The 22929-nt window shown below is 41.5% G+C and carries 22 protein-coding genes; 2 read left to right on the top strand and 20 right to left on the bottom strand.

The genetic code is table 11. The features are described 5' to 3' along the window. Positions 1 to 157 precede the first annotated feature (157 nt). The 20 genes from NE558_RS07260 to NE558_RS07165 form a co-directional block, all read right to left on the bottom strand. Positions 158 to 4462, bottom strand: a complete 4305-nt coding sequence (locus NE558_RS07260) for an acyl-CoA dehydratase activase-related protein (protein ID WP_256149448.1) — start codon at positions 4460 to 4462, stop codon at positions 158 to 160. A gap of 472 nt (positions 4463 to 4934) precedes the next feature. After that, a complete protein-coding gene (locus NE558_RS07255) occupies positions 4935 to 5318 on the bottom strand; it encodes a hypothetical protein (RefSeq protein WP_256149328.1) in 384 nt (127 codons plus the stop codon). Between the two features lie 195 nt (positions 5319 to 5513). Continuing rightward, positions 5514 to 6362, bottom strand: coding sequence for a 16S rRNA (cytidine(1402)-2'-O)-methyltransferase (gene rsmI / locus NE558_RS07250; protein ID WP_256149447.1), 849 nt, complete (start codon positions 6360 to 6362; stop codon positions 5514 to 5516). 8 nt (positions 6363 to 6370) lie between these two features. Further along, entirely contained in the window at positions 6371 to 7126 is a 756-nt protein-coding gene (locus tag NE558_RS07245; RefSeq protein WP_256149326.1) for a tRNA1(Val) (adenine(37)-N6)-methyltransferase, read from the bottom strand. After that, positions 7116 to 7985 carry a PSP1 domain-containing protein gene (locus NE558_RS07240; RefSeq protein ID WP_256149324.1) on the bottom strand — a complete coding sequence of 290 codons (870 nt, stop codon included), beginning with the start codon at positions 7983 to 7985 and terminating at the stop codon, positions 7116 to 7118. The genes NE558_RS07245 and NE558_RS07240 overlap by 11 nt, the downstream gene beginning before the upstream one ends. Further along, positions 7982 to 8971, bottom strand: a complete 990-nt coding sequence (gene holB / locus NE558_RS07235; RefSeq protein WP_256149322.1) for a DNA polymerase III subunit delta' — start codon at positions 8969 to 8971, stop codon at positions 7982 to 7984. The genes NE558_RS07240 and holB overlap by 4 nt, the downstream gene beginning before the upstream one ends. A 101-nt stretch (positions 8972 to 9072) precedes the next feature. Beyond that, positions 9073 to 9399: a cyclic-di-AMP receptor gene (locus NE558_RS07230; protein ID WP_256149320.1), complete on the bottom strand. Its 327-nt coding sequence runs from the start codon at positions 9397 to 9399 to the stop codon at positions 9073 to 9075. A gap of 81 nt (positions 9400 to 9480) precedes the next feature. Beyond that, positions 9481 to 10107 carry a dTMP kinase gene (tmk, locus tag NE558_RS07225; RefSeq protein ID WP_256149318.1) on the bottom strand — a complete coding sequence of 209 codons (627 nt, stop codon included), beginning with the start codon at positions 10105 to 10107 and terminating at the stop codon, positions 9481 to 9483. A 382-nt stretch (positions 10108 to 10489) separates the two neighbouring features. Beyond that, the gene (locus tag NE558_RS07220) at positions 10490 to 11488 is read right to left on the bottom strand and encodes an ATP-binding protein (RefSeq protein ID WP_256149315.1); all 999 of its coding nucleotides are present in this window, start codon (positions 11486 to 11488) and stop codon (positions 10490 to 10492) included. A 14-nt stretch (positions 11489 to 11502) separates the two neighbouring features. Beyond that, positions 11503 to 12429 carry a DnaD domain protein gene (locus NE558_RS07215; protein WP_256149313.1) on the bottom strand — a complete coding sequence of 309 codons (927 nt, stop codon included), beginning with the start codon at positions 12427 to 12429 and terminating at the stop codon, positions 11503 to 11505. Positions 12430 to 12536: 107 nt separating this feature from the next. After that, positions 12537 to 13574, bottom strand: coding sequence for an MraY family glycosyltransferase (locus NE558_RS07210; RefSeq protein ID WP_256149311.1), 1038 nt, complete (start codon positions 13572 to 13574; stop codon positions 12537 to 12539). A 133-nt stretch (positions 13575 to 13707) separates the two neighbouring features. Continuing rightward, a complete protein-coding gene (gene upp, locus NE558_RS07205) occupies positions 13708 to 14334 on the bottom strand; it encodes a uracil phosphoribosyltransferase (protein WP_256149309.1) in 627 nt (208 codons plus the stop codon). A gap of 28 nt (positions 14335 to 14362) precedes the next feature. Continuing rightward, entirely contained in the window at positions 14363 to 14791 is a 429-nt protein-coding gene (gene rpiB, locus NE558_RS07200; protein ID WP_256149307.1) for a ribose 5-phosphate isomerase B, read from the bottom strand. A 19-nt stretch (positions 14792 to 14810) separates the two neighbouring features. Further along, entirely contained in the window at positions 14811 to 15866 is a 1056-nt protein-coding gene (locus NE558_RS07195) for an L-threonylcarbamoyladenylate synthase (RefSeq protein WP_256149305.1), read from the bottom strand. 2 nt (positions 15867 to 15868) lie between these two features. Further along, the gene (locus tag NE558_RS07190; protein ID WP_256149303.1) at positions 15869 to 16369 is read right to left on the bottom strand and encodes an SEC-C metal-binding domain-containing protein; all 501 of its coding nucleotides are present in this window, start codon (positions 16367 to 16369) and stop codon (positions 15869 to 15871) included. Positions 16370 to 16579: 210 nt separating this feature from the next. Next, positions 16580 to 17005 carry a hypothetical protein gene (locus NE558_RS07185; RefSeq protein ID WP_256149301.1) on the bottom strand — a complete coding sequence of 142 codons (426 nt, stop codon included), beginning with the start codon at positions 17003 to 17005 and terminating at the stop codon, positions 16580 to 16582. Positions 17006 to 17103: 98 nt separating this feature from the next. Continuing rightward, positions 17104 to 18708, bottom strand: a complete 1605-nt coding sequence (locus tag NE558_RS07180; RefSeq protein WP_256149299.1) for a CTP synthase — start codon at positions 18706 to 18708, stop codon at positions 17104 to 17106. Positions 18709 to 18910: 202 nt separating this feature from the next. Next, on the bottom strand, positions 18911 to 19351 hold the full coding sequence (locus NE558_RS07175; protein WP_256149297.1) for a hypothetical protein: 441 nt from the start codon (positions 19349 to 19351) through the stop codon (positions 18911 to 18913). Positions 19352 to 19378: 27 nt separating this feature from the next. Continuing rightward, positions 19379 to 20155 (bottom strand): peptidylprolyl isomerase, encoded by a 777-nt coding sequence (locus NE558_RS07170; RefSeq protein ID WP_305145017.1) that lies wholly within the window; start codon positions 20153 to 20155, stop codon positions 19379 to 19381. Between the two features lie 101 nt (positions 20156 to 20256). Next, entirely contained in the window at positions 20257 to 21321 is a 1065-nt protein-coding gene (locus NE558_RS07165) for an undecaprenyldiphospho-muramoylpentapeptide beta-N-acetylglucosaminyltransferase (protein WP_256149295.1), read from the bottom strand. A gap of 150 nt (positions 21322 to 21471) precedes the next feature. Between NE558_RS07165 and NE558_RS07160 the strand changes: the two genes are divergently transcribed. Both NE558_RS07160 and NE558_RS07155 read left to right on the top strand, forming a co-directional pair. Then, positions 21472 to 22416: a hypothetical protein gene (locus NE558_RS07160; RefSeq protein WP_256149293.1), complete on the top strand. Its 945-nt coding sequence runs from the start codon at positions 21472 to 21474 to the stop codon at positions 22414 to 22416. A gap of 60 nt (positions 22417 to 22476) precedes the next feature. Further along, the gene (locus NE558_RS07155) at positions 22477 to 22887 is read left to right on the top strand and encodes an HIT family protein (protein WP_256149291.1); all 411 of its coding nucleotides are present in this window, start codon (positions 22477 to 22479) and stop codon (positions 22885 to 22887) included. The last annotated feature ends 42 nt before the right edge of the window (positions 22888 to 22929 follow it).

The following is a 22929-nucleotide window of genomic DNA, read 5'->3' as shown; positions in this document are numbered from 1 at the left end:
GTCAACAAGATTTAAAGATGACTTTTTCTCCTCACTGATGGCTTTTGGGAAGGGCTGATATGGTAATTCCAATTGAAAAAGATTAGACAGAAAAACGTTAAAAAGGGTATCCCAAAATCCGTTTTAAAGAACATTGAGATACCCCGAAAAGTTTCATTTAATAACTTCTTTCATCCTCTTTCACCCGAAATGCTGCCTGTTCCAAAGAATGGGACTTGCTCAAGGTGTTGGAGCGTACTGCCTCCAAATTTTTATTTGCACTTGCCAGCATGAGCTTAATCCGGTTAAGCTGATTGATTTCACTTGCACCAGGATCATAGTCAATGGCAACCACATTAGACAAAGGATATTGCTTACGTAGTTCCTTAATTACCCCTTTGCCCACAACATGGTTTGGCAGGCACCCAAAGGGCTGGGTGCATACAATATTTGCAACACCGGTATGAATCAGCTCAATCATTTCTGCCGTTAAGAACCAGCCTTCCCCTGTTTGGTTACACAGAGAAACAACCTTTTCCGCATATTTTCCCAACTCACGAATGTCTTGAGGGGAATCAAAGCGTTTGCTCATTTTTAGGGCAGTAATCATAGGTTTTTGATATTGCTCAATGACCTTTGCCACCATATCCGCTACCATTCTGCTTCTTGCAGAGCCCCCCAGATATTTTTCCTTCTGTGTTGCATTATAACAGCAATATAAACCAAAGGTAAGCAAATCAGGCACAACAGCTTCCGCACCCTCTCTTTCCAAGAGATTCACCAAATCGTTATTTGCAGTGGGGTGGAATTTCACTAAAATCTCTCCTACCACACCAACTCTTGGCTTTTTCACATCAAGCAATTCCAACTCATCAAACTCTCTGATGATTCCTCGGATATTTTCTGCGTATGTACGGAATTTTCCGGTGGCAACATCCTTCTTTACTTTTTCATTCCATTTTTCATAAAGTGCGTTAGCAGAGCCTTTCACTTTTTCATAGGGGCGCGTACGATATAATACTCTCATAAACACGTCACCATAAACCAAGGCCTGTATTGCCTTATTCATCATGCCTAAGCCAATTTGAAATCCTGGGTTTTTCTCCAATCCAACGGGGTTAATAGAGATAACGGGAATATTTGGCATTCCTGCATTCTCCAAAGCCTTTCGTATCAAAGCAATATAATTTGTTGCTCTGCATCCACCGCCGGTCTGAGAGATCAATAATGCAGTCCGATTTAAGTCATACTTTCCGGAAAACAACCCGTTCATCAATTGCCCTATGGTAATCAGTGCCGGATAACAAGCATCATTGTTTACATATTTCAGCCCTGTATCAATGGCACTTCTGTCCATGGCCTCCATAATCTCCAGATTATAGCCACAAGCTCGCATTGCAGGCTGCAAAATATTAAAGTGTATTGGCGACATCTGAGGGCAAAGTATGGTGTACTTTTCTCTCATTTCCTTTGTAAACAAAACTCTGTGCAGGCTGGCATCCCCTTCTTTTAGGCTGACACCTTTTTCTCTTCTGTCCTCCAATGCAGCAATTAAAGAACGAATACGGATACGTGCTGCCCCAAGGTTGTTTACTTCATCAATTTTCAATACAGTATAAATTTTTCCCGATGCATTCAGAATTGCCTTTACTTCATCCGTTGTAACGGCATCCAGCCCACAACCAAAGGAATTCAGCTGAACATATTCAAGGTTTTCCTGGGTTGTTGCAAAAGCTGCCGATTCATACAGTCTGGAGTGATAGGTCCATTGATCTCGCACAACGGTGGGGCGTTTTGCTTTCCCAAGATGGGCAACGCTGTCCTCTGTCAATACAGCAATGTTGTAGCCAGCAATCAGCTCAGGAATGCCATGGTTGATTTCAGGGTCCGCATGGTAAGGGCGTCCACCGAGAATAATGCCTGTCATACCATTTTCTTTCATATATTGCAGGGTTTCTTCTCCCTTATCGTGCATATCCCGACGGAACTGAGACCATTCGTTCCAACCATCGTAAACCGCTTCTTTGATTTCCTTTTTATCACAGCCTAAGGGCTCGAATTCCTCCGTCAAACGCTTCAAAACAGTCTCTATTTTATCCATGGCTAGGAATGGATTCATAAAAAGAATGTCCTTTTCCTGAAGCTCTTCCATATTGTTCTTAATATTTTCGTTATAAGAGGCCACAATGGGGCAATTATAGTTGTTATCCGCCGCAACGCTGTCTCTTCTCTCATAAACCACACCTGGGTAGAAAATCATATCCACACCCTGTTCAATCAAATACATGATATGCCCATGTACCAGCTTAGCGGGGTAACAAACAGACTCACTGGGGATGGACTCCATACCCTTTTCAAATATACCTTTAGAAGAATTAGGGGAAAGCACCACCCGATATCCCAGCTTTGTGAAGAAGGTATACCAAAAAGGATAGTCCTCCCACATATTCAAGACACGGGGTATCCCCACCGTACCACGCTTTGCTTCTTCAACTGATAAAGGCTCATAGTCAAACAATCTGTGGCGCTTATATTCATAAAGATTTGGCGCAGGATTCTGATTTTTCTCCTTACCCAAACCTCTTTCACAACGGTTTCCAGTTATAAAGCGTCTGTCCCCGTTAAAGCGGTTAATGGTCAATAAACAATGATTGGTACACGCTTGACATCTTGCCATAGAAGAATGTACCTCAAGGGTATTCATAGCCTCTTGAGTAATCAGCGTGGTTTGGAAACCGGCTTCATATTTATCCCTTGCAATCAAACCGGCACCAAAGGCACCCATAATGCCTGCAATGTCAGGGCGAACAGCTTGCCTGCCACTAATCATTTCAAAGCTTTTCAGAACCGCATCGTTATAAAAGGTTCCCCCTTGCACAACCATAGATTTCCCCATGGATTGAGGGTCGGCAATTTTTATAACCTTCAACAACGCATTTTTAATAACAGAATATGCTAAGCCTGCAGAGATATCCGATACATCCGCACCCTCTTTTTGGGCTTGTTTTACCCTTGAGTTCATAAACACAGTACAGCGGGAACCCAAATCTATAGGGTGCTTTGCAAACAAAGCAATTTTTGCAAAATCAGCCACCCCATAGTTCAGAGATTTTGCAAAGGTTTCAATAAAGGAACCACAGCCTGAGGAACAAGCCTCGTTGAGCAAAACACTATCAATCACATGATCTTTAATGCGGATACATTTCATATCCTGACCACCAATGTCCAAAATAAAATCTACATCAGGTCGGAAAAACTGTGCCGCTTTATAATGTGCCACTGTTTCAATATAACCTAAATCAATCATCAGAGCTTCTTTCAAAAGCCCCTCTCCATAACCCGTTACACAGGAATTTCGAATCACAACATCCTCAGGCATCAAGTCATACATTTCATTCAAGCTTTTGGTAACAACGCCTAAAGGGTTCCCTTCATTTCCTGCATAGAAAGAATATAGTAGGCTTCCATCCTCAGCAACCAAAGCGACCTTAGTTGTAGTTGAGCCCGCATCAATTCCTAAAAATGCATCACCATGATATGTAGAAATGGGTGTTCTTTTTACTTTGTTCTGGTCGTGTCTTTCCTTAAAAATCTCATATTCTCTCTCATTATGAAATAAAGGTTCCATGCGGCCTACCTCTGCCGACATTTCCCCTTTTTCATTTAACTTTTTCAGAATAGAGGTAAAGTTGAAATTCGCCTCACCTTTGCAGGAAACTGCGGTACCATATGCTGCAAATAAATGAGAATTTTCAGGTATAATCGCCGTCTCCTCTGTCAGCTTCAAGGTTTCTATAAATCTGCCTCTCAGCTCAGACAAAAAGTGAAGAGGACCTCCCAGAAAAGCAACATGACCGCGGATAGGCTTTCCACAAGCCAAACCTGCAATGGTCTGATTGACTACAGCCTGAAAAATAGATGCTGCCAAGTCCTCCCGCTTTGCCCCCTCATTAATCAGTGGCTGTATATCTGTTTTTGCAAATACACCACAACGTGAAGCAATGGGATAAATCACAGTCTGTCCTTTTGCCAATTCATTTAATCCCGTTGCATCTGTTTGTAAAAGACTTGCCATTTGGTCAATAAAAGAGCCTGTGCCACCTGCACACACCCCGTTCATTCTTTGCTCAACGTTTCCGTTGTCAAAATATATTATTTTTGCGTCCTCGCCACCAAGCTCAATGGCAACATCCGTTAAAGGAGCTGTTGTTTCAAGGGCCCTTGCCGTAGCGACAACTTCTTGAATAAATTCTACTTCAATACTTTTTGCCAGGGATACGCCACCGCTTCCGGTAATCATAACAGTAAAAGAAGCTTCACCCAGTTCATCTTTCGCTTCCTGTATGATATTCTTAACCGTTTTTTTGATTTCAGAAAAATGTCTGCGATAGCAGCAAAATACCATATCCATTTCCTGGTCAACCAATACAACCTTAACGGTTGTGGAGCCAATATCTATGCCCATTTTATATGTATTGCCCATGCTTCCATCATGATACTTCACTTGTAAAACCCCCTTCAATATACTTCTGCTTTCAGCCTTTCAACCGATGCACTTCCATATATGTTTTTATATCAATCCTAATTCGGTGTGTATGTCTCGCCAAATTATCTTTCTCAAAGCCCATGGTTCTAAAAAACACATATTTGTTTATAGAAAAACAAATTCAGACTTCATTTTGCTCTCCTCCAACCCCTGGTTAAGAACTGCTTTTTAAAAATCCATATGGCCTAAATGATTCATTCCCATAAATCACTTCTTGGTGGAATAGACTCCTTCTATTCACTTCACAAAATTTCATTAATGACTTTACTTAATTTCATTATATGCGCAATCCTAGTAAATTCAATATCTTCACCCGCTAAAATCCCGTTAAAATTTTTATTCCATCCTTATTTTGGGGGATTTTTGCAACAAAAAAGGCTATCTCCTTGAAGGGAAAATAGCCTTTTTTTCATTCTAAAATAATAATTTCTTCGATTTTTTCAATCTGATGTGCAACGATCTGATTGTGGGTACGTATGCAAATAAGATTAATTCGATTAATCCCAATCAGTTCTCCTTCAATAATCTTTTTCTGGATTGTCGTCACCTTAATACGCATGCCACGGGTAAACTCCCTCCCATGAAATGTAAGGCTTTGTATGGGGAACAACTCTTTGCATTTTTCATAGACCTCAACCATATCCATGTTTTTTACTTTGAAGCTTAGTTCCTCCTCTTGCTTTCCAAAAAGCTTTTGGAAAAGTCGTATTGCAGAAAAAATAATGTATGCAATACACGCTGCAAGCAACACATCTCTCCAGCCTAACGCCAAAAAGCCTTCCAGCATCCTCATTACCTCTTACCTCTTTTCTATCTTTCTTGTCTTTGCAAAGCTGCAGTCTTACCGTTTTGTGTTTAAATGCTTAAAATAAGCCATTGTAAAAATCAAACAGAATATTTTCATTTATTCTGCCCACGACGGAAAAATAAAACCGCAACCGAGACTCACAGATTTGCCATAATCTCTTTTTATGTTTCATATCTCAATTTATTCATTGGTTTTATACTCTTTATAAATATCTCTCTTTGAAACCCCTCTGTCCTTTGCGGCCTGCTTCATAGCATCCTTTTCTGTCATACCTTGCTGTAAATACCGCTGGATGTGCTCTGGGATGGAAACTTCTTCCCAGCTAGCCTGAGCCTCTTTTTTTTGCGTTTCCAAAGAAAGTCCCTCTATAACCAAAACAAATTCCCCTTTTGGCGTATTTTCATTAAAATACCCTATGTGATTTTCTAAGGAATCCCGTCGCACTTCTTCAAATTTCTTGGTCAATTCCCGAATGGCAGCACTTTCACGATCCCTGCCCAGCACTCGGGCAAGCTCTTCCAATGTATCCAATAAGCGATGGGGTGCCTCATAAAAAATCATAGTGCGATGCTCTTTCTCCAAGGTTTCCAACACCAACCGACGCTCTTTTTTATCCGATGGCAAAAAACCTTCAAATACAAATCTTCTGGTATCCAAACCCGAAAGCACCAGCGCAACCACTGCCGCCGAAGCCCCCGGAGCCACAGTCACAGCCACTCCGGCCTCATAGCAAAGCTTTACCAAATCCGCTCCTGGGTCTGAAATTCCTGGCATTCCCGCATCCGTAACTAAGGCAATGTTCTCACCGTTTAAGAGCTTTTCAACCAAAAAAGGCCCTTTGCCCATTTTATTATGCTCATGATAGCTTGTCATGGGTGTTTTGATCTCATAACGATTTAAAAGCTTTAATGTATTTCTTGTATCCTCAGCGGCAATGACATCTACACTTTCCAGAAGCTTTAATGTTCTTAGCGTAATATCCTCTAAATTTCCAATGGGCGTTGCGCAAAGGTATAATGTTCCTGTCATATCCTGTTTCATGCCTGCCCCTCTCCATAATAAATATCAAATGCTTCTTGGGTATACTTCCCTGCTTCGCTATAAATAATCAGCGGTGGTTCTACCTTCACCATTGGGTTTCCACCCTTTATTCCTTCTACAAGAACCATAGTTGGTGCCTTGTCCTGAAAGGGATGAATGAAACGCAATCTTTTCGGCTCCAGCTTATATTGGCGCATCAGCACCATAATATCCGTCAACCTATGGGGGCGGTGAATCATATAAAATCTGCCACCCTTATGCAGTACCTTATCAGCCGCCGCCACAATATCTTCTAACGAACAAAGAATCTCATGCCTTGCAATTGCCTTAGCACTGTGAGGATTTACTAAACCGCCCCCTTCATTCATATAAGGGGGATTTGAGGTCACAACATCAAAAGTCTGCTTATGAAAAAGAGCACTGACTTCTTTAATATCCCCATGCAAAATAGAAACCCGTTCCTCAAGCTCGTTTAAGTCCACACTACGCAGTGCCATTTCCACGCTTTCTTCCTGTATTTCAAGACCGATAAATTGCTGCCCCTTGGTTTTAGCGGCAAGCAAAATAGGAATAATTCCAGTACCTGTCCCCAAATCCAAAACACACTCCCCTTTTTTCACTCTGGTGAAGCTGCTCAGCAGTACTGCATCTACGCCAAAGCAAAAACGGCTGGGGTCTTGAATGATTTGATAACCATCACGGTGTAAATCATCCACCCGTTCATAGTCGTTAATTTTAATATCAGTCCTCATATGCCTTTAATTCCTCAGGTATTACCTCTTTTTTCTTTTTCTTTGACTTGATTACCTTGATTTCATCAGCGTGATAAAAAGCAATGGTAGGTGGGTCATTTTCTTTTTTTCTCACTGCTGCTTTTACTTGTTGAAGCAACACATTGGTGGAGAGAATTTCTCCGGTGCCTTCCGGTGTTGAAATAATATCGCCAACCTTAGGCATCTTTCTGTTTAATTCTTCGTAAACATCCTCTTCATATTTTAAGCAGCACATCAAACGTCCGCAAATGCCGCTGATTTTCGTAGGATTTAAAGAAAGACTCTGTTCCTTTGCCATTTTAATGGAAACGGGCTGAAAATCACCCAAAAACGTAGCACAGCACAACGTTCTTCCGCAGATGCCAATGCCATTGAGCATTTTTGCCTCATCACGAACGCCAATTTGGCGCAATTCAATACGAGTACGGAAAGCCGCCGCCAATTCCTTAACCAGCTCTCTGAAATCTACTCTACCATCAGAGGTAAAGTAAAAAATCAGCTTATTTCGGTCAAAGGTCATCTCAACATCCACCAGCTTCATATCCAAGCCTAAATGGGCAATATGTCCCAAGCAAATTTGAAACGCTTCAGACTCTTTTTTCTCATTATTCTCCACTGTGCGAGCATCATCCTTTGTAGCCTTGCGCAAAACCTTTTTTAGCGGGGGCACAATGGTCTCCTCTGGTACATGGGTATTTTCTTTGATTACTTGTCCATATTCCACGCCACGGGCAGTCTCCACAATGGCGTAATCTTCCTTGGTTAATGTCATTCCATCAGGATCGAAATAATACATCTTTCCTGCTTTTTTAAATCGAATTCCTACCACTTCTATCATTGGGTTCTATTCTCCTTTAGCTCCATCAGCATAACCTCCATGGTCAGCCTGAAATTTCCATTCTGTATTAAACGCTCTTTCGCCTTTGTCACAGCCGCCGATTTTTTAGCCAAAGCTTCTGTTGGCTCTTTTGCCGCTGAATATAATAATTCTTTTTTATCCTTCTGAATGATAAACCGTTCGTCCCTTAAAGCTTTTGCCGTCATTAAATCTCGATACCATAATGCAATGATATCTAAAAAACGAAAATCATTTTTAAAAATTTCCCATTCCTTTGCCAAAAGCAAAGCCTCTGCTAATCCCATAGACTGCAATTGGCTCATTTGCGCTAAAATATCCTCACGCATCTGCCGAAAAGCAGTATCCTCTATCAGCTCTAACCCATGTCCAATCCTGCCCTGTGCATAAGCCGCAAAAAATCCGCCTTCTTCTGGGGCTACCAATTCTTTTTCCACTAAATATCTGTGGATTTCCTCCTCTGAAAGAGGGCTGATTTTTAAAGTGACTGTTCTCGATAAAACTGTAGGCAAAAAGGCCTCTGTATTTTCTGCCAAAAGCAAAAAAACTGCATATTCCGGCGGTTCTTCCAATGTTTTCAGCAATGCATTTTGCGCCTGTACCGTCATAGTATGGGCTTGTTGCATGATATATATTTTTTTATCATAATGATAAGGCTTGATATCCACTGTTTCTAATATCTGCCCGCGAATTTCATCTACCCCCAGCGTTTTTTTCTGAGAGGTCACATAAATAACATCGGGATGGTTTCCACTTTCAAATACCCGACAACTCTCACAGGTATCACAAGGCTCATCCTGATTGGCGGCACACAAAAGATATTTTGCAAAGGTATTTGCAATCATCTTTTTACCTGACCCTGCCCCTCCTATAAACAAATAGGCATGGGAGGTCTTTTTGTGTTTCACCGCCATACGCAAATGGCGGAGCAGGCGCTGATTGCCCCAAATTTCCTCAAAGCGATACAAAGCGCCCCCTCCTTTCTTCAAACATCATGTTCTTGAGATTCTGACCAGAATATCGAAATATAGTCTTTTTGTCAGAAAGTGATGTATCAAATTCCCAAACATTAAAACTTTTTAAATTGTTCCACATCTACCACAAACACTGTGGCACCCCCGATATTCACCTCTATGGGTGCCAAAATAAAGCCATGCATTGCACCGCAAGAAGAAGGAAGGGTAGCATACTGGGTACGGGACTTACTGTTTTCTTCAATAATCCCCATAGCCTCTTCTACTTTTTCATCCTCAACACCGGTTAAGAGAGTCGTATTTCCGGCTCTTAAAAAGCCGCCCTTTGTTGCCAGTCTTGTTACCTGAAAGTTCGCCTTATTGAGATTGGAGATAACCTCACCTGCGTCTTCATCTTGAATAATGGCAATTATTAGCTTCATAGAAACTCCTCCCATCCAACATAATTTATTTGACTTGAAACAATATTTGTATGAATACTGAAACATACGCTGTAAAAGCGCTTAAAAACCAAATAACCTATCTAGCTCCACCTTTATGTGAGAGAAAACAGCTTCAATTCCTGCACTTGCATCAATCAGACAAATACGCTGTCCTTCCGATTCACACAAAGTTTTGTAACCGTCATATACCCTTTGATGGAACTCTTGTTTTTCCTGCTCCAACCGATCCATCTCGTGGTTTTCTTCCGATATTTTTCTGGCAATTCCAGCTTCTGGAGAAAGCTCCAAGAAAAACGTAATATCCGGAGAAATTCCCCCTGTTGCAATACGGTTTACCTCAGCAACAATCTCACCCAAACCACGGCCAAAGCCCTGATAGGCAATGCTGGAATCGGTAAAACGATCTGTTAATACATGCTTCCCTGCCTGCAAACTGGGTAATATAAATTCCTCCAGATGCTGGGCTCTTGCAGCGGCATATAAAAGCATTTCTGTTTTGGCTTTCATTTCTTTATGAGAAGGATCCAATAACAATTCACGTATTTTTTCAGAAATTACAGTTCCTCCCGGCTCCCTGGTTAGAAGGACCTCCTGATTTTTGCTCTTCAAATATTCATCTATTTTTTTAATCTGTGTGGATTTTCCGCTGCCATCGCTTCCCTCCACCGAAATAAAGAATCCTCTCATTTGACACCTCAAAAATCTTTATAAATTAGGGTAAAACATCAATACGCTTTGATAAACAGTATCATGTTTTGCTATTTCAATTACTTTTCAAACCCTTTCAAAGAAAAGAAATTGAAAAGAATTGTTGTTTTATTATACCACAAAACCAAATTTGTGCCTATTTTTTTTACTAAGGTAATAAGCCATAATTCTTTATGTCTTATTCGTATTAGACATAACTAGAGGTCTCTGGAAGTGTATTTGTGTATTATTCCCATTTTTCCATTTGGTTTTACAAATGCTTGATTATTTTGACAGATTTTCATAAAAACCTTCAGAGATTCATATCCTCCAAAAAAAGAACGTAGGCTTATATAAAGCCATACGTTCCTTTAATAAAATCTCACTTCTTTTGATATTTTTTAATAATACGTATATCATCACCAAAAAACTTCATTTGCTCAAACTCTCCAAAAAAACGAGAAGTAACACGATCAGAATAAAGACTCATCAATTCTGTTGGGCCTAGGTTGGTGGAAATTACAACAGCCCTTTTTGCCAATTTTCTGTCGTTCACAATGCGAAAAAGCTCCGAAGTTGTAAATATAGTGGAAAACTCTGTGCCCAAGTCATCAATAATCAAAAGCTCTGCTTCCAACAGCTCTTGATCCCACTCCTTAGCCTCCTCCTCATCATCATCTCTATGGAACCTTTGCTCCTCCAGCTTTCTGAATAACTGCCCTGCTGTAAGGTATAAAACGGTATGGCCCTTTGCCAATAAATCCTTGGCAATGCAGTTACAAAGAAAGGTCTTTCCTAAGCCCGTTCCACCGTAAATCAAAAGGTTTGCCCCATTGCCAAACTCTTCTACAAACGCTAATGCTCTGCGATAAAGCTTTTCTGCATTTGCTTTTGGAGAAATTCCTTCTTCCTTTGAAGGATTGGAGCTATATAAAGCAAAATTAAAGTTATCAAAATTTTCAACTTTTATCAAATCTCGCACATTGGACTGGTCATAAAGTTTGTCCATCAATCGCCTTTTCATGCAAAGGCATTGCTCCGTACCGATGTATCCGGTGTCTTTGCATTTAGGGCATGCATATTCCACCTCAAGAATTTGGGGAGTTAAGTTATGAACCGCCAAAATCTGACTACGTTCCTCTTCCAAAACCTTTTGCCCCATTTTCAACTGTTCCACAATATCCTTGGCTTCAAGCTCACCCTGCAAAACCATTCTGGCAGTTTTTGTTCCCAACAACGCCATTTCCTGCTCAATTTCTGCTAAGCGGGGCAGTCTTTCAAAAAGCACAGCCTTTCTCTCCCGCAGCTCCCCAGCCTTTTTGGTGCGCAAGCTATCGTACTCCCGTAATATTTCACGAAATATCTGTGTTCTTGTTGCCAAAGCTCCCGCCTCCTTTACCATTTATCTCTTTCTTCTCGTTGCAGCTTCTCCAATTTCTCAAAATCCCATTGTCTTTGGGGATAATTGATAAATCGATTTTGCTTTGGCTGTGTAACCACAGCTTTCTGCTCCCCAGCTTTTACTGTCTTTTTCGCAGCAAAAGCCCGATCCAAAGCTTCTATATCAGCAGGGGATTTCACTCCTGCATCTTTCCATTTTTTTAAAATGCTATCGGCATAAGCAAAACTCACTTTTCCCGTCTGCATGACCGTTCTTTCGCAAGCCACCTTTATGACATCAATGGACATTTCATACTCTCTCAACCATTTTTTCATATAGGTCTCTTCGCCCTCCACAGGCATTCTACCACTTTGCCCAAAGGCACGCATAATCGTATGAAAGCTTGTTTTTCTCATTTCTATGTATTCCACAGCCTTGTCCACAGTTTGGATGCCATCTTCTGCCCAAGCCATGGCCACTTTTTCCACATAACGCATCCCCTTAAATCCATCAGAAACGCAATAGGAAAGCAACACTTCAATCAAATCTATAGAAAAGCCAAGCCAATCATACAAGCCAAATATCATACTGATATCCTGTTGGGTTAAAGGCTTGCCCAATTTGCGCTGAGCCGTTTGCAACAAGGCTTTCATTTCACCATGCTTCATATATTCAGATAACTCCGCCATACTGTATTCAGGCTTTTGCTCCATAAAAACCCTTGTGGATGCCTGTTCAACAGGTTTTGCTCGTTCTCTTTCCTGCCAATATTGCCAAGCCCGAACCACATCACTTTCTAAAACATTCAGCCTTCGGGCAATGGTCGCTGCATCCGCATCCTCCAAGGCTTTTGTCATCAGATAGATAGAAACATACAGCGGGGGTGCCAAAGGCAGTTCTTTTTCAATAAATTCATTTGAAATACAAATTTCCCGTGCCATAAGTAGCCTCCTCTCCATTCTGATATTTTCGTACCTTTCAGTATATCATAACTTATGGGTTAAGAAAAGACTGCCATTGACAAAATACGTCTATGGACAGCCTTTTTTTATTTACTCTTATGTTTAATGTGAACATTAAAATAATAAATAATAAAGCTTAACAAAATTACAGTGAGCAATACCACCACTATAATTCTGGAATCTTTAAAAGAAATAAAAATTGCCAAACACCCTAAACAAAAGCTGATTGCATATAAAATCAACACCGCCTGTTTTTGAGAAAATCCTCGATCAATGAGACGATGATGCAAATGCCCTCGATCAGGCTGCATAATGGACTGGTGTTTCGCCATTCTGCGCAACATGGCAAAAATTGTATCAAATACGGGCAACCCAAGACATAAAACACTGACGCTTACCGCCAAAAGAGCATACCCCTTAAACACACCAAGAATACTGGTTACAGATAAAACAAACCCCAGGAAAGTAGAACCTGTATCACCCATGAAAATTTCTGCAGGATTAAAGTTTCTGGGCAAAAATCCTAGGCAAGCACCTGCCAAAGCAGCTGTTAAAACCACCGCAGTATTACTACCCGTCATAATACACAGTACCATGAGGCTTAATGCTGCGATAGAGGAGACCCCTGCCGCCAAACCATCTAAACCGTCAATCAAATTCACCGCATTGGTTACCCCAACAATCCAAACTAGGGTTATAGGGATGCTGAACTTCTGCAAAGCCGCAGTTACAGGCCAAAGCACCACATTGATTTGTATTCCGGAGAAAATGACAATCAATGCCGCCACAATCTGAACACAAAATTTTAGCTTTGCAGGGAGATTTTTCATATCATCCAAAACACCTAAGGCCGCAATCAACAGCGCTCCGCTCAAAAAGCCAACAAACTGTTTTGTGCTCATACCCCTGTCAAAAAAGAAAATCATCAAAACAGTCACGGTAAAGCCCAATACAATGGCAACACCGCCCATTCTGGGCATGGGTTTTTTATGAACACCTCTGTCCTTTGGATAATCAATGGCACCGCATTTTATGGATATCCATTTGGCAAAAGGGGTTGCAACCAATGTAATGGCAAAGGCACTGGCAAAAGCAGCTATATATAATATCCAATTATGTTGCATTCAAAAATCCTCTCCTAACAGTGGGGAGAAACTCCCTATACAGGAAAATGGGGATCATCATGCCGCAATCTGCCAAGCAGCTTCCACCTCTTAAAAAGATGGCGGCATATGAAAATCCCCTTTACTTTTTCATTTATTTTGTTCCGAAGATTCTGTCGCCTGCATCACCCAAGCCTGGAACGATATACCCATGGTCATTCAGCATGTCATCATACGCCGCTGCATAAATATCAACATCAGGATGAGCCTCCTGAATTTTCTTTACACCGTCAGGGGCAGCTAAAATACAAAGCATGATGATATTTTTTACGCCTTTATCCTTTAAAAATCCGATTGCCGCCTCTGCTGTACCGCCAGTTGCCAGCATAGGGTCAGTCAAGAATACGATTCTTTCTTCAACATCGCTGGGAAGCTTGCAGTAATATTCAACAGGGTTTAAAGTTTCAGGATCACGATACAAACCAATGTGACCGATTTTAGCAGTAGGCATTAAATTGATAAGCCCGTCTGTCATACCGATACCCGCTCTCAAAATGGGTACGATTGCCAACTTTGCATCAATTACACGGCATTGTGCCATAGCCACGGGTGTTTCCACCTCAATATCTGCCAAAGGCAAATCTCTTGTCGCTTCGTAGCATAAAAGCATTGCAACCTCTCCGATAATTTCACGGAATTCCTTTGAACCGGTTTCTTTGTTTCTCAGCATCGCCATTTTGCTTTGAATCATTGGGTGTTCAGATACGAACAGTTTACTCATTTTCGTTCCTTCTTTCTTGTCAGTCTCTTCAGTCTTCAATTTGTTTAATTCTTCTTATATGACGTTCATCATTGGAAAAAGGCGTTTCCAAAAAAGCCTTTACAATTTCCAAAGCAAGACCCGCGCCAGTAACGCGAGCGCCCAAAGCAAGAATATTGGCATCATTATGCTCTCTTGTTGCTTTTGCGGAAAAAACATCACCACAAAGGGCAGCACGAATTCCTTTTACTTTGTTAGCGGCAATAGAAATACCAATTCCTGTTCCACAGATTAAAATGCCCTGTTCACATTCGCCATTTGCAACGGCATGGGCTACCAGCTTGCCAAACTCAGGATAATCCACGGATTCCTCAGAAAAAGTTCCAAAATTTTTATAAGGAATTTTGTTATCATCCAAATATTTTATTACCTCTACCATCAGCGGAAAACCGCCATGGTCACAACCTAATGCTAACATCCTGCTCACTCCTTATCTTTTATTCTGCGTCAATTCGGCTGTAGCCTGCCGCTTTATTCAAGCGATTCATTATGGCCAAGCCTTCTCCAACTTCAGGAAATACCTCGGAATAAACCATATCCACTCCAAGAAAATCAAATTTTCGTAAAAACTTAAATAGGTTTGCACCAATTTCCTCGGGACTCTCCCTCTTTCCAAGAGAGAGTACCACATCTGCCTGATAGAATTCCTTTGTTTCCTCCGTTGCCATAACCCCTGTCTTTTTGCCCTGTGCACTATCAGAGGCACAAAGCTGGTTAATCTTGCGTATCACAGCATTTGAATCCCCTTTTACTAAGGTCACCTTTGCCGCCGGGGAATAGTGTGTATACTTCATCCCTGGGGCTTTTGGGCGCAAATCATCCGAAGGCTTTGACAAAATGGCAGGGTCAATGAGAACCTCATCCACCACAGCCTCCATCATTTCCTTCGTAATGGCGCCGGGGCGTAAAATAATAGGGATTTCTCCCGATACATCAACAATAGTAGACTCCAGCCCCCATTCAGCGGCACCACCATCTACAATCATATCAATTTTACCGGATAAATCAAAGGCAACATGAGACGCCCTTGTCGGACTAGGTTTCCCTGAGGAATTTGCACTTGGCCCTGCAATAGGCAAGCCCGAAGCACGAATGATTGCGATGGCCACAGGGTGGGATGGGAAACGTACTGCAACGGTATCCAAGCCGCCTGTAGTGGTCAAAGGGACAATATCGGATTTTGGAAAAATCATGGTAAGAGGACCAGGCCAAAAAGCATCCATCAGCTTTTGCGCCTTTGGGGGAATTTCCCGCACAATGGGACGCAACTCACTGATTTGGGAAATATGCAAAATCAAGGGGTTGTCCGATGGACGCCCCTTGGCAGAATATATTTTTTTACAAGCCTCGCTATCCAGCCCATTTCCCCCTAAGCCATAAACCGTTTCAGTTGGAAAGGCCACAAGTCCGCCTTCTCGCAAAACACGGGCGGCTTCCTCAACAAGGTCAGCTTCTGGGTTCTCTGTGCTGATTTTAATCAGTCTTGTTTCCATTTTTATTGGTTTGCCCCACAGCATTTTTTGTATTTTTTGCCGCTTCCACAAGGGCAAGGATCGTTGCGTCCGATTTTTTCTCCTTTGATTACTGTACGAGAATTCTTCTGTTCCAACATCATTCTCTTACGTGTCTCACTATCAAAAATTCCATTCCACTGTGGCAAATTGTAAAGATGCTCTGCCTTATATTCAACCATTTTCTTGTAAAGCTTTTCAAAATTAATCTGCAAAGAAATCTTTGTGTCTTCTTTTAAATCTTCCATTTCATATTTTTCTGGCAAGGCTTCGTTAATGCCATCCACAAAAGCAACAAGTTCTTCTGCATTCATATTAAAACGAACTGCCAATTCAGCAACGGTTCCCTCTAAGGATTTTACCTTTTCACCGATAATATATTCATAAATACGCTGTTCTTTTGGCAAATAACTATCCCAAACCGCATCCACACTTCTGCCCTCTTGAGAAAATGCCTTTTCCATCCAGCTTTCATATAAACTCATTTTTTTCTCTCTCCTTTAATTCTATATCTTTATCAAGAAATATGTTACAAAATACAATTCACACGCAGTTTTATCAATGAATGAAAACTATTTTGTTACAGATTTCTCCACTCTTTGCAATGATAATATAATTCTTGTCCGATTGCAACAAAAAATCAAAATTACCTGAATAATCCGTAAAAAAGAGAGCCGTTTTTCGGCCCCCTTTCCTTACACAATCATACGCTGAAGCTTTGTTTCTTCTCTTGCCACCACGTGCAGCATAACTTCTTCGGGGATAATATCAATAATGCGATCCCACTCGCCAAGGGCCTTCTCCTGCTTTGAGGTAGGACCCTCGCCTAAAATCACACGGGTAATCTTCTCTTTTTCCACAAATTGACCCACATATCCAGCCACATCGTTATCACACTGAACATGGATGCAGGCACCCAATCTGCTGCCGTAATCTATCAGTTCTTGTAACCGCTTTAAAGTATCCAATCCATCAAAAACACTGTTTCCCTTTTGCACATGCAAAATATGTAACTCTCCATCGTTTGCCAGAGACATGGAAAAACCATAGTCAATCAATCGTAAGGCATTCTTTTGTGCAGTAACCAGTACCAATACCTTTTCTTTTTTTTCTGAATTCATTTCGGAACTCCTCCTTTATAAATAGAGTATTTCCCCCTTACATGTTTCATTCTAACAGAAAAATCTTAGAAAACGGCTATTTTTTGTTTAAGATTTTCTTACAATTCTATCTCTGTTTTCAAGGCTTCGCCAACAAAATCTCGAAACAGAGGATGGGGCCTATTAGGTCTTGATTTAAACTCAGGATGAAACTGTACCCCAACAAACCAGCGGTTATTTTGGTTCTCTACCATTTCCACCAATCTTCCATCAGGGGATAGGCCTGTGATGGTAAGCCCCGCATTGGTCAATCCTTCCCGATAATTGTTGTTAAACTCAAAGCGATGACGATGTCTTTCCCAAATAACCGCCTCACCATAAGCCTTTCTGGCAAAGGAATTTTCTGCAATCTGGCATTCGTAAGCCCCCAAACGCATGGTACCACCTAGATTCTTAATATCCTTCTGGTCAGGCATCCAATGAATCACAGGGTATTCCGTCTTTTCATCTACCTCTGTGGAATCTGCGGACTTCCATCCCAAAACATTTCTTGCAAACTCGATCACTGCGCACTGCATTCCCAAGCAAATTCCAAAGAAAGGGATATCCTTTTCCCTTGCATAACGTATTGCTTCCATTTTTCCAAGGAGACCTCTGTTGCCAAAGCCGCCGGGAACCAAAATGCCCTGAGAGGAACCAAGAATTTCATGGGCATTTTCTTTTGTTAATTCTTCAGAGTCCACCCAGTTGATTTTTACCTTTGCCTGATGATAAATGCCACCGTGGTGCAGTGCCTCGGCAACGGATAGATATGCATCATGCAATTCTACGTACTTCCCAACCAAAGCAATGGCAACCTCTTGCTTTGGATTACGTTCTTTCTCCAGCATCTCCATCCAGTCACTAAGCTCCATGGGCTTTTCCTCCATACCAAGCTTGCGGCATACGATGCTTCCTAAACCTTCATCCCGCAACATCAACGGCAGTTCATAAAGACTGTCAGCATCCAAATTTTCAATGATACAATCCTCATCTACATTACAAAATAGGGCTAACTTATCCTTCATATCCTGACTGATGGGACGCTCTGTACGACAAACAATAATGTCCGGCTGAATTCCAATGGAAAGAAGCTCCTTAACAGAATGCTGTGTGGGTTTTGTTTTCATTTCTTTTCCTTTGGTTAAATAGGGAATCAAAGTCACGTGAATATAAAGACAGTTTTCCCGTCCCAATTCCCTGCCTACTTGTCGAATGGCCTCTAAAAAAGGTGTACTCTCCATGTCACCTACGGTACCACCAATTTCGGTTATCACCACATCGGCACCCTCTCCTGCAGCGTAAACACGACCCTTAATTTCATTGGTAATATGGGGGATCATCTGCACTGTGGCACCTAAATATTCTCCCTTTCTTTCCTTTTGCAAAACAGACCAATAAATTTTTCCTGTGGTAATGTTGTTGGTTACCTTTAAATTCTCGTCTATGAATCTTTCATAATGCCCTAAATCCAAATCTGTTTCTCCGCCATCCTCGGTAACAAAAACCTCACCATGCTGATATGGGCTCATCGTTCCCGGATCCACATTAATATATGGGTCAAATTTTTGAATGCGCACACGGTATCCCATAGATTTTAAAAGTCTTCCTAAGGATGCCGCCGTAATTCCTTTGCCTAACCCAGAAACCACACCGCCTGTTACAAACACATACTTCGTTTCCATTGTCTCTCTCCTTCTTTTGCATCATCCTAATCCACGGAGCCGATAAACCCCTTATCCTAATTTATTCATATCCATGCTTGTCAGGGTGGCTAAAATCACCTCAAACAAGAGGATATTTCTCTTTATTTCAATATCTACCAATAAAAAGAGAGACTGCAAGCCCGGTTTTATCCCATCTTGCAGTCTCCTTTGACTCCAACTCTTATTCTGTTACATTGCCCGTATTTGAAGTCTGATCAGCTTCTTCAGTGGCTTCTATTTTCACAACAGGCAATCCATTTTCATAGGAAAAAACCGCAGTTGTGTTATCCTCCAAAACAATGCCTTGCCAAATTTCCTCTGTACCATTTAAAAATTTCATTTCTACCTGCCAGCCATCTTCAGGCTTGGGCAGCTCACCACTCAAAGACACAGGCATTTCATAATTTTGCTTCCACGCCTCTTCCTGAAGGAGGTTCTCAGACCAATCATCCTTGTCATTGGGCCGAATTCGCAAAATCCCCACATCAGCGCCTGTTTGGTTAATAAAATCAATGGTAATGCTCTCGCCTTCATCGGCAGAACCTTCTGCTTTCTCACCGCACGCTGTCAAACCCAGAGCCATGGCAATCATCATTGCTCCAACCCACAATTTCTTTTTCATCGCTTCTTCTCCTTGCCACATTACCCATTAGCTCTGTGGTGCATACTTCGTAATTTCAACCTTTTCAATTTTAATATCTTTTAAGGGTTTGTCATTTTCCGCATTTACCTCGGTGGCAGCAATCTTATCCACCACATCCATACCCTCAAATGCCTGCCCAAATATAGTATAAGGCTTTCCGAAAATATATTCAAGCTCAACACTACCGCCATGCTTGGTATAATAATCCAATACAGAATCAGGGAATAATTCATTTAAAGTATAGAATTTTTCACCCAGGGTAATGCCTAATTCCTCATTGCTATCTCTCGTTTCTCGGATAGACTGAATCCCCTGCTCTGTCACCTTATCATTCTGTACAATAAAAAACTGGCTTCCGTTGGTATTTGGACCTTTGTTGGCCATGGCCAATGCACCACGGTAAAAATGAAGATTAGGTGATACCTCATCTTCAAAATCCTTTCCGAAGCTGCTTTCTCCACCCTTTCCCGTTCCTGTAGGGTCACCACTTTGAATCATAAATCCGTCAATAACACGGTGGAAGATAACACCATCATAGTAACCGGAATTTGCCAAAGCCTTAAAATTTTCCACTGCCTTTGGTGCTTCTTGGGGATAGAATTGCAGTTTAATCACACCTTCTGATGTAGTAACCACAGCAATCTCGTCGCCTTCTTTTGGCAGTTCAGATTGCAAAATTGTATCTGTCTTCTCAGAATTATTTCCGTTTTCCGTTTTTGTGGAACAGCCTGCTGCAAAAAGCATCAAAGAAGCCGCAACAAGCAATGCAGCATATTTTTTCATGGCGTATCCTCCTTAATAAATCTATCATTGCGATTTACACCACAAATCACATTTTAGCATTTTATATTTTTTCTTGACATGTGTCAATTTATTTTTCTTAATTATTTATTAAACTTGCTGATTTGAGACAAAACACCCTTCGTCCCATCAGATAAACCGCTTTTTTCCATTTTTTCTATATATTTATTTCTGTTTTCATACAAAGTATGAATATTTTCCATTAAAGATTCTGGTGTCATTTCCTCCTCTGGAAGAACCCTAGCAAAGCCCTGTTTCGCAAAAGAAGCAGCATTTAAAATCTGGTCTCCTCGGCTGGCATTTTTGGAAAGAGGAATCAGCAAATGGGGTTTTTTCAATGCCAAAAACTCACAAATAGAATTACTGCCTGCGCGGGATACAATTATATCCGCCGCAGCAAATAAATCTGCCAGCCCTGCGGAAACGTACTCAAACTGCTTATATCCTTTTTGTTTTAACAGCTTTGTTTCCAAATTCCCCTTACCACAAAGATGAATGATATCGAATTTTTGCGAAAGTGCCGAAAGCTCCTCTCTAAGGCACTGATTCAGCTTCACTGCCCCCAAGGAACCTCCCATCATCAAAAGCACAGGTTTATTGCCGTCAAAACCACATATCTCAAGTCCCTTTTGTCGATTTCCTTCAAACAGCTCCTTACGGATGGGTGAGCCTGTATGTACACCCTTTTGCTTTGAAATATGTCCTAATGTCTCAGGAAACGTTGTACAAATTACCTTTGCAAAGGGCATTGCAATTTTATTTGCCAGGCCTGGAGTAATGTCAGATTCATGAATAATGACCGGAACTCCGTTTGCCTTTGCCGCCAAAACTACAGGCACCGCAACAAAACCCCCTTTGGAAAATACCAAATCAGGCTTAATCTCTTTTATTCTCTTTTTTGCCTCTGCAACACCTTTTACCACACGAAACATATCACTGAAATTATCTTTTGAAAGGTAACGGCGAAGCTTCCCCGTAGGAATACTATAATATGGTATTCCTTCTGCTTCAATCAAGCTGCGCTCGATCCCTTTTTCTGACCCAATATAAATAACCTCCCAGCCCTCTTCTTTTAAAAACGGAATTAGCGCCAAATTCGGCGTTACGTGCCCTGCCGTGCCGCCACCGGTTAAAACAATTTTTTTCATGGTTTTTCCACCTCTAAATTTTACCTAATTTTATATACTTATAGCTTATCAGAAATCCTCATTGGTATCCACACTTATTTTATGCTCTTTCAGTCAAGAAAACAAACTTTTTTGCATAAGATGATAGAAAAAAGAAAAGGAGCCTGACCAATGTATCCATATAACAGAAATACCCGAAATAATAACCCGTCCCTGGAAATGCAAGAACGAGGTACCGGAGTAAACAACACGCCTGGAACAACGGGAACACCCACTACGCCCGGCACCCCTACCATGAATGGCACACCTACCATGGGAGGCACGCCCACCATGACCGGTACACCTACCATGAGGGGTACTCCCACAATGAGAGGTACTCCCACAATGTCGGGTACACCTACCATGAATGGCACGCCCACGATGTCGGGTACACCTACCATGAGGAGTACTCCCACAATGAATGGCACTCCCACAATGTCGGGTACACCAACTACACAAGGCACACCCACGATTACAGGTACGCCTACCATGCGAGGCACGCCTACCATGTCGGGTACACCTACCATGAGGGGTACTCCCACCATGACTGGCACTCCTACCATGAGGGGTACACCTACCATGCGGGGCACACCTACCGTGTCGGGTAGCAACGGTACAAATGGAATCAATGGGGTTCTTACAGAAAATCAAAAGGCTGCATTAGCTGAAGATCGACATTTGATGGAGATATTATACATGGCACAGCAGGATAGTGCTGATATGGCAGAGCGTTATGCAACTCTTATGACCGACCCCAATATGGCATCCTCAGCCAATGTCCTGAAAACAATGTATCTGGATGAATTAAAACATATTAATCAGCTAAAAGAAGCATATTATTTGATTACAGGCACTAGGGATACGACCGAGATAATCGGCACCAAGCCAGATACCGTTGGTCAAGAACTGTTGGAGGATACCCTACTTCTGGAAATTGATAATGGGGATTTTTATCGCTCTTTATTTTTAACCATGCCCAGCCAAGATTTAAGAGATATTTTCTTTGAAATTTCTGCAGATAAGATGAGTCACGGCAATGCCTTAAGCTATCTGTTTGCGAAATATTATGCCGGATAATGCTGTGCAAGGCCATCCTTTCGTGCTATACTGAAAAGAAAACCGAAAGGATGGGCTGCTATGAGCGACTGTATTTTTTGTAAAATCTTAAACGGAGATATTCCGTCTGCCACCATATATGAAGACGAGGAATTCAAAGCAATTTTGGATCGATTTCCCGCAAACGAAGGGCATGTACTAATATTACCCAAGGAGCATTCAGCAAATATTTTTGAAATTGATCCTCAATTGGCAGGCCGCCTTTTTACCCTTGCTACAAAAATTGCTAGGGAAATGAAACATAATTTAGGCTTTGAGCATATGAATGTTATGCAGAATAATGGCACCGTTGCAGGTCAAACGGTATATCATTTTCATCTGCATTTGATTCCCCGCTATGAAAACGACGGAATTACCATTGCTTATCAACCAATGGATTTGACAGATGAGCAAATTTCTGACATGCGCAAAAAGCTGGAGCTGTCACTCTAAAAATTAAAGATGCAGATGAATCAATTCATCACATCAATAGTT

The sequence above is a fragment of the Anaerotignum propionicum genome (assembly GCF_024461735.1).
Taxonomy (GTDB): domain Bacteria; phylum Bacillota; class Clostridia; order Lachnospirales; family Anaerotignaceae; genus Chakrabartyella.
The sequence above is the reverse complement of the archived record's forward strand: the minus strand, read 5'-3'. Positions and strand labels throughout refer to the sequence as shown.